The sequence below is a fragment of the Streptomyces sp. DSM 116793 genome, assembly GCF_057320905.1.
The window spans coordinates 7,002,299-7,014,613 of record NZ_CM170494.1 but is presented as its reverse complement, the minus strand read 5'-3'; the positions used below and the strand labels follow the sequence as shown (position 1 = coordinate 7,014,613).

The following is a 12,315-nucleotide window of genomic DNA, read 5'->3' as shown; positions in this document are numbered from 1 at the left end:
TGCCCGGCGGATCCCAAGGGGTGCCCGGCGGGTCCTGCGGGATGTCCGGTGGCTTCCGGCGGGTGCCCGGGTGGCTGGGACGGTGCCGTGGACGGCGGCGGTGGTGTGCTGGACGCCTGCGTCGGTGTCGGTGCCGTGGCGGGCCGCGGCGCCGGTATGGGCACGTGGGGCGCCCCGGCGGTGGGGGCGGTGGCCGAGGTGCCGGGGGCGCCCGGTGCGGTGCCGGGGGCTGGCGCACCCGGCACCGTGCCGGATGCTGGGGCGTCCCCGGTGGCGGTGCCGTGCGCCCGTGCGCCCGGCGCGCTGGCGTGCGGGGGCGGCGCGGCACCGGCGCGCGGCTTCTCCAGGGACGTCCCGCGCTCCGGCGGCACCCCCAAGCCGCCCCGCTCCGCCGGGTCACCCGCGGGCTGTTCCGGATCGCCCGCGGGCGGTGCTCCCTCTGGCATGGACTGCCCCCCTCTCGTTCGTCCCGTCATGCTACGGGCCAGGCCCGCCGCAGGTGACACGGCCGCCTACGATGAGCCGGCACCACCGATCAGCCGATCACCGCGCCCGGGCCGGGCGCCCATCCCGGGGAGGGACCTTGACCGACCTGCACGCCTTCATCGCCGGACTGCCCAAGGCCGAACTGCACGTGCACCATGTGGGCTCCGCCTCCCCGCGTATCGTCGCCGCCCTCGCCGCGCGCCACACCGGCACCCTGGTGCCCACCGATCCGGAGGCGCTCGCGGAGTACTTCACGTTCACGGACTTCGCGCACTTCATCGAGGTCTACCTCTCGGTCGTGGACCTGATCCGCGACCCGGAGGACATCCGCCTGCTGACGTACGAGATCGCCCGGGACATGGCCCGGCAGAACGTGCGCTACGCCGAGCTGACCGTCACCCCCTACTCGTCGACGAGTCGCGGCATGGACGAACGCGCCTTCATGGCGGCCATAGAGGATGCCCGGACGGCCGCCGAGGCGGACTTCGGCACCGTGCTGCGCTGGTGCTTCGACATCCCCGGCGAGGCGGGCCTCGCCGCCGCCGAGGAGACCGCCCGGCTGGCGGTGACGGACGGGCTGCGGCCGGAGGGCCTGGTGGCGTTCGGGCTGGGCGGGCCGGAGATGGGCGTGCCGCGGGCGCAGTTCAGGCCGTACTTCGACCGGGCCATCGCGGCGGGCCTGCACTCCGTGCCGCACGCCGGGGAGACCACGGGGCCCGAGACCGTCTGGGACGCCCTGCGCGACCTGCGGGCCGAGCGCATCGGGCACGGCACCAGCGCCGCGCGGGATCCGAAGCTCCTCGCCCACCTCGCCGAGCACCGGATCCCGCTGGAGGTCTGCCCCACCTCGAACATCGCCACCCGCGCGGTGCGCACCCTGGACGAGCACCCGATCAAGGCGATGGTGGACGCCGGCGTGCTGGTCACCGTCAACTCCGACGACCCGCCGATGTTCGGCACCGACCTCAACACCGAGTACGAGATCGCGGCGCGGCTGCTCGGGCTGGACGAGCAGGGCGTGGCGGCGCTCGCGAAGAACGCGGTCGAGGCGTCGTTCCTGGACCCGGCGGGCAAGGCCGCGATCGCGGCCGAGATCGACGCGTACACCGCGGCATGGCCGTCGGCCGCGCCGGTGAAGGGCTGAGCGCACGGGCGACGGAGGGGACGGCGCCCGGCCCGGGGCGGCGGACCGGCCTGGGGCGGTGGACCGGCCACCGGGCCCGCGGACCACGGCGGACCGGCCACCGGACCCGCGGCGACGGCGGGCCAGTGCGGGCCAGGAGGGGCCGGTGGCCCGGGATCCCGAACCGCCACGGCTCGGGGGCTCGGGGCCCGTACCACAATGGGCCCATGCACACCGTGACCGCCGTCGCCCACCGGGGCGATCCGTACCGCAGGCGCGAGAACACCCTGCCGTCCGTGCGCTCCGCGCTCGACCGGGGCGCGGACGCCGTCGAGATCGACGTCCGGCTGACCCGCGACGGCGTTCCCGTGCTACTGCACGACGCCACCCTGGAGCGGCTGTGGGAGCACGACGCCCCGCTGTCCCGGCTCACCGCGGCGGAGGTCACGGAGCTGACCGGCGGCGGGGTGCCCACGCTGGCGGAGGCCCTCGGGGCGGTGATGGAGCGGGACGCGGCGGCCCGGGTGCTGATCGACCTGCCGGACGCCTCGCCGGCCACGGTGCGCGGGGTGCTGGGAGTGGTGCGCGAGCAGGGGGCCGGCGAGCGCGTGTACTACTGCGGGGGCGCGCGGGCCATGCTGGCGGTGCGCGCCGCGGATCCGGGCGCCGAGATCGCCCTCACCTGGACCACTCCGGCCGCGCCGCGCCCCGCGCTGCTCGACGCGGTGGCGCCGCGCTGGCTCAACTACCGCTTCGGCCTGGTGAACCGGGACCTGGCGGCCCGGGTGCACGCCGGCGGCCGGCTGCTGTCGGTGTGGACGCCGGACACCGGCAGAGCGATGCGGAGGCTGCTCGCGCTGGGCGTGGACGCCATCACGACCAACCGCGTCGACGTGCTGCACGCACTGCGGACGCGCCGAGCCGGCGCCACGGCTCGGCCGGCGACGCCGTCCGGCTGAGGCGACTGCCCGCCTCGGCGGCTGTCCGGATACTCAACGGCTGCCCGGTCACGTGACGGAGCGGCTACCGACTGAGCGCTCCCGGCGGGCCGGCACGCCAGGGCGCTCACCCAAACCGCCCCCGCGCCGACCGGCCGCTCGCCCGCGTGTTCCAGCGGCGGCGTCGCCTGCGCGTCCACGGCCTCGCCGAGCCGGAGTCCGATGCACAGGGCCGCCGTCGCCGGCCGCCGGAACTGCTCGTCTCAGAACTCCAGCGACGTCATCACATGCTTGACGCGCGTGTAGTCCTCGAAGCCGTACGCGGACAGGTCCTTTCCGTAGCCGGACTTCTTGAAGCCGCCGTGCGGCATCTCCGCGACCAGCGGGATGTGGGTGTTGATCCAGACGCAGCCGAAGTCGAGCGCCTTGGACAGGCGCATCGCGCGCCCGTGGTCCTTGGTCCACACCGAGGAGGCGAGCCCGTACTCGACGCCGTTCGCGTAAGCGATGGCCTGGGCCTCGTCGGTGAAGGGCTGGACGGTGATGACCGGGCCGAAGACCTCCTTCTGGACGATCTCGTCGTCCTGCTTGAGGCCGGAGACGACGGTCGGGGCGTAGAAGTAGCCCTTGTCGCCGATCCGGTGGCCGCCCGCCTCGACCTTGGCGTGCGCGGGCAGCCGGTCGATGAACCCGGCGACCTGCGCGAGCTGGTTCGCGTTGTTGAGCGGCCCGTAGAGGACGTCCTCGTCGTCGGGCTGCCCGGTCCTCGTCTCGGTGGCGGTCTTGGCGAGCGCCGCGACGAACTCGTCGTGGATGTTCTCGTGGACCAGGACGCGGGTGGCGGCGGTGCAGTCCTGCCCGGCGTTGAAGAAGCCCGCCACGGCGATGTCCTCGACGGCCTTGGCGAGGGCGGCGCCGTCGAGGTCGTCGAAGACCACGACCGGGGCCTTGCCGCCCAGCTCCAGGTGGACGCGCTTGAGGTCCTGCGCCGCGGACCCTGCGACCTCCCGGCCGGCCCGCACGGAGCCGGTGACGGACGCCATGGCCGGGGTGGGGTGCTCCACCATCAGGCGGCCGGTGTCACGGTCGCCGGTGATGACGTTGAAGACGCCCTTGGGCACGATCGAGCCGATGATCTCGGCCATCAGGACGGTGGACGCGGGCGTGGTGTCGGACGGCTTCAGCACGACCGTGTTCCCGGCCGCGAGCGCGGGCGCGAACTTCCACACCGCCATCATCATGGGGTAGTTCCAGGGCGCGACCTGCGCGCAGACGCCGATGGGCTCCCGCCGCACGAACGACGTCAGCCCCTCCATGTACTCGCCTCCGGAGCGCCCCTCCAGCATCCGGGCCGCGCCGGCGAAGAACCGGATCTGGTCGACCATGGGCGGGATCTCTTCGGTGCGGGTGAGGCCGACGGGCTTGCCGGTGTTCTCGACCTCGGCGGCGATCAGGTCTTCGGCGCGCTCCTCGAACGCGTCGGCGATCTTCAGCAGGGCCTTCTGCCGTTCCGCGGGGATCAGGTCGCGCCAGGCCGGGAACGCCGCCTCCGCGGCCGCCATGGCGGCGTCGACGTCCGCCCGGCCGGACAGCGGCGCGGTGGCGTAGGCCTCACCGGTGGCCGGATTGACGACCTCCGTGGTGCGCCCGTCCGCGGCCTCGCGGAACTCGCCGTTGATGTAGTTGCGTAGCGTGCGCAGCGGACGCAGCTCGGTGGTCATTGCCGGCCCTCCTGTCGGATGCCCAGATGTCCAGTTGTTCAGGGTGTTCAGCATGTTTACGGGGTCATGCGTTCAGCTGTCCACAGGGTGAGACGTCTTCGGCACCACCCTAGTCCCCTGCCCGGCCGCCTCCAGGGGCGCGAGCGGCGCGCACGAGAGCGGCCGGCGGACGGGCCGCCGGGGGCGGCCGGTGCGTCTGCCCGGGCGCGGAGCGGCCACGGCCGGCGCAGTGCCGACGCCGGCCGCCGGTCACCTTTTCGGGTGAGATGGGTGTGCCCGCGGTTACGCGGCGGCGGCCCGTGCGAGCTGGGCCGTACGGGGGACGGACGGCCGCGGAACTGCCGGGCGCGGGGGCGGCTGCATGTTAAGTTCACGCCGTTTCGGGGGGACTGACGGCTCTGAGCGGAAACTGAGGTGTTCGCCATGGCGGCCCCGCCGGACAACGACGTGCTCACGGCGCATGCCCTGACCGTCACGTACCACGGCTCCCCCGCACTCGCCGAGGTCTCCCTGGCGGCGGGGGACGGTGAGATCCTGGCGGTCAGCGGCCCCCGCGGCAGCGGCAAGACCACCCTGTTGCGGTGCCTGTCCGGGCAGCTCGTGCCGGACCAGGGCGAGGTGTGGTTCCGCGGCACCGGCGTGCACACCCTCGGCAGGCCGGCCCGGGAGCGGCTGCGGCGCGAGCGGTTCGGCTGGGTCGGCCCGCGCCCCGGCCTGGTGCCCGAGCTGACCGCCTGGGAGAACGCCGCCCTGCCGCTGCTGCTGTCCGGCAGCGCGCACCGCACGGCCCGCGCGACCGCCCTGGAGTGGCTCGGCCACCTGGACATCGCCCACTGCGCGCGCAAGCGCCCTTACGCCCTCACGCAGGCGCAGCGGCAGCGGGTGGCCGTGGCCCGCGCCCTGGTCGCGGGACCCGCGGTGCTCTTCGCGGACGAGCCGACCGCGCCGCTGCACCACGCCGACCACGACCATGTGCTGCGCACCGTGCTGACCGCGGCACGCGCGCGCGGCATCACCGTCGTGCTGGCCACCTCCGACCAGCACACCGCCGCGCTCGCCGACCGGTCGGTGTCCCTGCTCGACGGGCGGGCCACCGGTGGCGTGCCCCACGGCGCCGGGGCGGAGGGCGAGGCCGCGTGCTCGCTCTCCGTCTAGCCCGCGGGGCCCACCCCGCCGTCCAGCTCCGCCGGCTGCTGGTGTCCGTGGCGGCGGGCGGCACCGGCTTCCTGCTGCTGTGCACCCTCGGGTATGCGCTGGGCCATCCGCAGACCCCGCAGAACGCCCTCTTCCGGCTGCTGTGGTGCCTCGCCCCGCTGGTGGCGACGGTGGACCTCGCGGTGGCCGTCGCCCGCAGCGACCCCGGCACGCGCCCGCGCTCCGCGCTGTTCGCGGTCGGCCTCGGCCCGCACCGGCTCATGGTGCTCTCCGTGCTCTCCACCGCGCTCAGCTGCGCCGTGGGGTCCGTGCTCGCGCTGCTGCTCTTCCTGCACCTGCGCGGGAACCTGGGCGGCCTGCCGTTCCACGGCGCCGCCGATGGGCTGCTCGCCGCAGGCCGGCCGCTGCCGGTGGCCGGCGTCCTCACGCTGCTCGTGCCCGTCCCGGTGGCCGCCGCGGCCGCCGCCGCCCTCGCGCTGCGGCCCCGGCCCGGGCCGGCCCACGGGCGCGGCGCCGAGGAGGCGGACGCCCTGGAGGACGCCGACCGGCCGCCGGCGCCCGCGCGGCGCCCGGCCGGGCTCGCCACGGGCGTCGCGCTCCTGGTGGCCGGCTTCGCCGCCGAGCTGTGGGCGGGCGGCACCCAGCGGCCCTCGGACGGACTGCCGCTGCCGAACGGGCTGGCCAACGGCTCCCTGGGCGTTCTGGCCGGCTGGGGCCTGACGGCGCTCGGTCTCGCGCTGGCCGGGCCCGCCCTCACCCACCTCGCCGGCCGGCTGCTCCAGACGGCCCGGCCCAGCGCACTGCGCCTGCTCGCGGGGCGCATCCTGCAACAGGAGGCACGGCGGCTCGGCCGGCCGCTCGGCGTGGTGTGCGCCGTGGCGTCCGGCGGCTACGCGGCCGCCGCGCTGTACGACCGCGAGCAGCCCGGAACGGGACCACTGAGCCTGCTCGGCGCCCTGATCGTCGCGGGCTGCACGTTCGCCACCCTGCTGATCGCCGCGCTGGAGGTGCGCAGGGCGCGCGCCGACACGACGGCGGCCCTGCTGCGGCTCGGCGCGCCGCCCCGGCTGCTGCGCACGGCGGTGGCCCTGCGCGCGGCGGCCCTGCTGGCCGTGTTCCTGCCGCTGACCTGGGGGGTGTCGGCGCTGGCCGCGGTGCCGCTGGGGGGCTGAGAGGGGCGTTCGCCGGGAGAGCCGAGCCGGGGGGCTGTGCTGGGGGGCTGTGCTGGGGGGCTGTGCCGGGGGCCGACCGCGCTCCGGCCCGCGGCGACCGCACCCGCCCTGCCCCTGACACTCCTCGAAGCCTCGCAGCCGTCGCGGGCCTCAAGGGCGTCCGGGCCTCAAGCGCCTCGTGGGCCTCGCAGGCGTCGCGGGCCTGGCGCCCCGCGCCCGAAGTGGGCCCCCGGAAGTTCTCGAAGTCCTCGTCCCGAGAGCGATGAGTTCCGAACGGCGGTGCGGTCCACCACTGCGTAGGGCCGTACCGCACCGGCCGCGTGAGCACGCGGGCGCCGGCCGCGGCGGCGCACAGCGACATCCCGGGAGGGACCCGTGTACCAGCAGATGATCTTCGTCAATCTGCCCGTGAACGACATCGAGGTCAGCAAGAAGTTCTTCACGGAGCTGGGCTACACCCTGAACAAGCAGTTCACGACCGACGACTGCGCCTCCGTGGTGATCAGCGACACCATCGTCGCGATGCTGCTGACCAGGGAGCGCTACCAGGAGTTCACCGACAAGGCGGTCGCGGACGCCACCACCACCTCCGAGGTGCTGCTCTGCCTGAGCGCCCCGGCCCGCGAGAAGGTCGACGAACTGGTGGACCGCGCGATCTCCCTCGGCGGCACCGCGTCCGGCAAGACGCAGGACCTGGGCTTCATGTACGGCCGCGCCTTCGACGACCCGGACGGGCACACCTGGGAGGTCGTGTGGATGGATCCGGCGGCAATCGAGGGCTGAGGGAGCGCGCCCTTCGGCACGGGAGCGCGCGGGGGGCGTTCCCGTGCCGCACAGCCGCTCCCGTGCCGAACGGCGCTCGGGTGCCGGTGGCTTCGGCCCCGGGGGTCCGGCCGGCCACCGCCGGCACGCTGCCTAGCATGGGCGGGTGCAGCCGACTGACGAGACCAGCCCCGCCGCCCCGCCGTCATCCACCGCGTCCCCGGGCGCCACGCCGCCGTCCGCGTCACCCCGTGGCGCGGGAACCGGGTACGAGACCGACCGCGAGATCGAGACGCTCGCCGAGTTCGACTCGGTACTGGCCGACGGCGGCTCCCTGACCGGATACCGCGTCCAGGGCGTCGACCTCACGGCCCGCACGGACGCGCTGCTGACCGCCGAGGTGCCGGGTGCCGTCTTCCTCGGCTGCCCGATGGCCGAGCAGGCGGCGGCACGCGTGCGCGAGGCCGGCGCGCTGGTCTTCCCGCCGGTGCCGGGCCTGCCGTTCGACCCGTACCGCGGGCTGCTCTACACGCCCGGCGAACTCTTCGACGGACTCTCCAAGGGCTATGAGACGACGCCGGACGCGCGCGCGTACGCGTGGTTCCGGCGGACCGGCTCCGACGGCGATGTCTTCTCGTCGATGCTGCGTGCCGTGCACGACGACTCCGTCTCGGACGCCCTGGACGAACTCGTCGTGGGCGCGCGGGTGGTGGGAGTGATGGGCGGCCACGCCATGGCGCGCGGCACGGACGCCTACGCCGGCGCGGCACGGCTCGGCAGGACCCTCGCCAGAGCCGGGTTCACGGTGGCGACGGGCGGCGGTCCCGGTGCGATGGAGGCGGCCAACTTCGGCGCGTACGCGGCCCCCTTCGACGACGCGATGCTGACGGAGTCCCTCGAACTCCTCGGCAAGGCGCCCTCGTTCAGGCCCTCGGTGACGGACTGGGCCACGGTCGCCTTCGAGATACGCTCCCGCTGGCCCGGAGGAGGTGCCTCGATAGGCATCCCCACCTGGTTCTACGGGCACGAGCCGCCGAACGCGTTCGCGGCGCACATCGCCAAGTACTTCGCCAACGCCCTCCGCGAGGACGGCCTGCTCGCCCGCTCGAACGCCGGCGTGGTGTTCCTGCCCGGCGCCGCGGGCACGGTCCAGGAGATCTTCGACAACGCCACGCCCAACTACTACGAGTCGCGCGGCGAGCCGACGCCGATGGTGCTGGTCGACCGCGCCCACTGGACCGAGCGCCTGCCGGCGTGGCCGCTGCTCCAAGCCCTCGCGCGTGAGCGGTCCATGGAGCACCGGATCGCCTTGGTCGACTCCGTAGAGGAGGCACCGGACGCGCTGGCCCGGATGGCCTGAACGGCCCGGGCAGCCTCCTTGGGCCGGTGGCGGCGCGCGGGCATCGTCGTGGCCGTTCGCGCCGGTTCCCCGCGCCCCTTTCGGGGCTCCGCGCGGTTCCCCGCGCCCCTTTCGGGGCTCGGAAGCCGCTTGGTGCGCCCCGAGCGCTCCGAGCGCCCCGGGCCCGGCGGCGCCGTCCTCGTAGGGGCCGCGGGAGCCGGGCACGCCGTCCTCGGGTGGTTCCTCCGCCCTGGGTGCGGACCATGGCCTCCATCCGGCGGACGGCACCGCCGACGTGCCGCATCAGCGTGTCCGGGGTCCGGTCGGGGCAGGTCGGAACGGGTGCCGTGAGGTCGGCGCCGGCGGCGGGCACGGCACGCGGCAGCCGGGTCTGCTCCACCGCTTCGGCGCAGTACCGCTCGTGGCCGAGCCCGGTCCGCGGCCGTGCGTCACGCGGTCCGCCGTCCGGACAGGTCAGGCCCGCACCGCACGCGCACGGTCACGGCAGCACGACGATGTCCGCGGCGTCGAACGCCACCCCCACCTCCGCCCCGGTCTCGGGCGCGTCCCGCAGCGGGCAGGCCGCCTCCAGGCGGGGGCCGCCGTCGTGCGGGGCGAGGCGGACGGCGACGTGGCTGCCGCGGAACGTGCGCGCCGTGACGGTGCAGCGCAGACCCGCCTCGGCGGGCCCGAGCCGGACGCCCGCCGGGCGCACCAGCAGGCGGCACTCGCCCTGCGCGGTGCCGGCCGGCACGGGCAGCTTCCCCCAGGCGGTGTCGGCGGCCTCGCCGCCGACTCGGGCGTCGATGACGTTCTCGAAGCCGAGGAAGCGGGCCACGAACGCGTCGGCGGGCCGCTGCCAGACCGTCAGGGGGGTGCCCGACTGGGCGATGCGGCCGTCCCTCATGACCACGACCCGGTCGGCGAGCGCGAACGCCTCACCCTGGTCGTGGGTGACGGCGAGCACGGTGGTGCCCAGCTCGGCGAAGAGTTCCCGCAGCTCGACCACGAGGCGTTCGCGCAGGGTGCGGTCGAGCTGGCCGAGGGGCTCGTCGAGCATCAGCAGCCGGGGTCGCGGGGCGAGCGCGCGGGCCAGCGCGACCCGCTGCTGCTCGCCGCCGGAGAGCGCGGTGACGGGCCGCCGCTCGGCGCCCGGCAGCCCGACCAGCTCCAGCAGCCGCGCGACACGCTCGTCCCGCTCCCGGCGCGGCACCCCGTGCATCCGCAGCCCGAAGGCGACGTTGCCGCCGACGTCGTGTCCCGGGAAGAGCTGGTGGTCCTGGAACATCAGGCCGACGCCGCGCCGGTGGGGCGGCACGCCCCGCTGGTCGCGGCCGGCCAGCAGCACCCGGCCCGCGTCCAGCGGCTGGAGGCCGGCGACGGCGCGCAGCAGCGTCGACTTGCCGCTGCCGCTGGGGCCGAGCACGCAGACGATCTCGTGCTCGGCGACCGTGAGGTCCACCCCGTCCAGGGCGGGCCGGGCGGCGGCCCTGCCGTAGCGGACGGTGGCGGCGTCGAGCGTGAGCATCCGGATCTCTCCCGTGGCTCCCGTGGCTCCCGTGGCTCCCGTGGGCATCTAGAACTCTCCCGTGTGGTCGGTCCTGACGCGTTCGAGCAGCAGGAGCGCGAGCGCGCACACCACCATCAGCACCACGGAGAGCGCCATGGCCTGCCCGTAGTTGAGGTCGCCCGCCCGGCCCAGCAGCCGGGCCACGGCCACCGGCAGGGTGGGCCGGTCGGGCCGGGCTATGAAGACGGTGGCGCCGAACTCGCCCAGGGAGACGGCGAACGCGAAACCCGCGGAGGTGAGCAGCGCACGGCGCACCATCGGCAGGTCGACCTCGCGCCAGACCCGCGGCGGCGACGCGCCGAGCACGGCCGCGGCCTGCCGGAGCCGGTCGTCCACGGCACGCAGCACGGGCAGCATGGTGCGCACCACGAACGGGGCCCCGACGAGGGCCTGCGCGAGCGGCACCAGGATCCAGGAGGAGCGCAGGTCGAGCGGTGGCCGGTCGAGCGCGATGAGGAAGCCGAAGCCGACCGTGACGGCGGAGACCCCGAGCGGCAGCATCAGCAGCGCGTCGAACCCGCGCAGCAGCGCCCCGGCGCGCCGGCTGAGGGCCGCGGCGGCGAGCCCGCCCACCACCAGGGCGATGGCGGTGGCGGCGAGCGCGTACTCCAGGGAGTTGGCGACGGCGTCGATGGGCGGTACGAGGAAGACGCCGCCGTCGGCGGAGCCCAGCGCGCGGTAGTAGGCGAGGCCGTAGCCGTCGGCGGTGCGCAGGGAGCGCTGGATGAGCACGGCGAGGGGCAGCAGGAGCAGGGCGCAGACGGTGGCGAGGACGGCGCCGAGCAGGGCCCACTGCGCCGCGCCGCGCGGCCGCCGTGCGGTGCCGCCCGCGTCCACCAGGTGCAGGGCGCGCTCGCGGCGGCGGACGGTCCGGGCGTGCACGGCGAGGATGGCGAGGACGGCGGCGAGTTGCAGCAGGGTGAGCACGGCGGCGGCCGGCAGGTCGAAGAGCTCCGCCGTCTGCCGGTAGATCTCGACCTCGACGGTGGAGAAGGCGGGACCGCCGAGTATCTGCACGATCCCGAAGGACGTGAAGGTGAACAGGAAGACGATGAGGGCGGCGGCGGCCACGGCCGGCGCCAGCGCGGGCAGCGTCACGGCCCGCCAGGCCGCCCGCCGCGAGGCGCCGAGCATCCGCGCGGCCTCCTCCTGACGGGGGTCGAGCTGTGCCCACAGGCCGCCGACGGTGCGGACGACGACGGCGTAGTTGAAGAAGACGTGCGCGAGCAGGATGGCCCACACGGTGGTGTCCAGCCGCACGCCCCACAGCTGGTCGAGGAGCCCCCCGCGGCCGAGCAGCGCCAGGAAGGCGCTGCCCGCCACGACCGTGGGCAGCACGAACGGGACGGTGACCACGGCGCGCAGCAGCCGCTTGCCCGGGAAGTCGAGCCGCGCGAACACATAGGCCCCGGGCAGCGCGAGCACCAGGGTGAGGGCCGTGGACACCAGCGCCTGCCAGACGGTGAACCAGAGCACGTGCCCGACGCCGGGGTCGCCGAGCACCGTGCCGATCCGTCCCATGTGCCAGGCGCCGCCGGCCCGCAGACCGCGGGCGACGATCGCGGCGACGGGGTAGGCGAAGAAGAGCGCGAAGAACGCGACGGGTACGGCCAGCAGACCGAGGCGCACCGCCCCGGACCGCCCCCGGTGCCGCGGATCCGCCCCCGGCCGGCGGCTGCGCCGCAGCCGCACGCCCGCGCCCGCGTCCGCGTCCGCGTCCGCGTCCGCTCGGCGAGTGCCCTCCCCGTCCGGCACGGCCCGGGGGTTGGCCTCCTCGCCGGGCACGGCCCGGGGGGTGGCCTCCCTGTCCGCTCGGGGCCGGAGGGTGCCCTCCCCGTCCGGCACGCGCCGGGGGTCGCCCCGCTCGTCCGCTCCAGGCCGGCCGGCGTGCCGTGCGTCCGCGCCGTCGAGCCGTCCGGGGCGCTCCGCACCGGCCCCGCGGGCACCCGGCTCGCCGGCGGGGGCCTCACGGGGCGCCCGCTCGCGCGCGCCTGATCCGCGCGGCGCCCGCTCGCCCTCCTGGGACCGCCGAGGCGTCTCCTCGTCCAT

General features: G+C 75.7%; 9 protein-coding genes. 6 read left to right on the top strand and 3 right to left on the bottom strand.

Features of this window, described 5'->3' with window-relative positions; genetic code table 11:
- The first annotated feature begins 583 nt into the window (after positions 1 to 583).
- Both ACSMXW_RS27620 and ACSMXW_RS27615 read left to right on the top strand, forming a co-directional pair.
- Positions 584 to 1,630: an adenosine deaminase gene (locus ACSMXW_RS27620; RefSeq protein ID WP_485800219.1), complete on the top strand. Its 1,047-nt coding sequence runs from the start codon at positions 584 to 586 to the stop codon at positions 1,628 to 1,630.
- 206 nt (positions 1,631 to 1,836) lie between these two features.
- Positions 1,837 to 2,568: a glycerophosphodiester phosphodiesterase gene (locus ACSMXW_RS27615; protein WP_485800218.1), complete on the top strand. Its 732-nt coding sequence runs from the start codon at positions 1,837 to 1,839 to the stop codon at positions 2,566 to 2,568.
- Between the two features lie 242 nt (positions 2,569 to 2,810).
- On the opposite strand, the gene ACSMXW_RS27610 is transcribed toward ACSMXW_RS27615, so the two are convergent.
- Positions 2,811 to 4,268, bottom strand: a complete 1,458-nt coding sequence (locus tag ACSMXW_RS27610) for a gamma-aminobutyraldehyde dehydrogenase (protein ID WP_485800216.1) — start codon at positions 4,266 to 4,268, stop codon at positions 2,811 to 2,813.
- A gap of 423 nt (positions 4,269 to 4,691) precedes the next feature.
- Between ACSMXW_RS27610 and ACSMXW_RS27605 the strand changes: the two genes are divergently transcribed.
- The 4 genes from ACSMXW_RS27605 (at position 4,692) to ACSMXW_RS27590 (ending at position 8,717) form a co-directional block, all read left to right on the top strand.
- A complete protein-coding gene (locus tag ACSMXW_RS27605; RefSeq protein WP_485800215.1) occupies positions 4,692 to 5,423 on the top strand; it encodes an ABC transporter ATP-binding protein in 732 nt (243 codons plus the stop codon).
- Entirely contained in the window at positions 5,405 to 6,595 is a 1,191-nt protein-coding gene (locus tag ACSMXW_RS27600; protein WP_485800213.1) for a hypothetical protein, read from the top strand. The genes ACSMXW_RS27605 and ACSMXW_RS27600 overlap by 19 nt, the downstream gene beginning before the upstream one ends.
- A gap of 375 nt (positions 6,596 to 6,970) precedes the next feature.
- On the top strand, positions 6,971 to 7,378 hold the full coding sequence (locus ACSMXW_RS27595; RefSeq protein WP_485800211.1) for a VOC family protein: 408 nt from the start codon (positions 6,971 to 6,973) through the stop codon (positions 7,376 to 7,378).
- A gap of 265 nt (positions 7,379 to 7,643) precedes the next feature.
- Positions 7,644 to 8,717: an LOG family protein gene (locus ACSMXW_RS27590; RefSeq protein ID WP_485808358.1), complete on the top strand. Its 1,074-nt coding sequence runs from the start codon at positions 7,644 to 7,646 to the stop codon at positions 8,715 to 8,717.
- 478 nt (positions 8,718 to 9,195) lie between these two features.
- On the opposite strand, the gene ACSMXW_RS27585 is transcribed toward ACSMXW_RS27590, so the two are convergent.
- Complete coding sequence (locus ACSMXW_RS27585) at positions 9,196 to 10,272, bottom strand: ABC transporter ATP-binding protein (RefSeq protein ID WP_485800209.1); 1,077 nt, start codon at positions 10,270 to 10,272, stop codon at positions 9,196 to 9,198.
- A complete protein-coding gene (locus ACSMXW_RS27580) occupies positions 10,273 to 12,315 on the bottom strand; it encodes an ABC transporter permease (RefSeq protein ID WP_485800207.1) in 2,043 nt (680 codons plus the stop codon).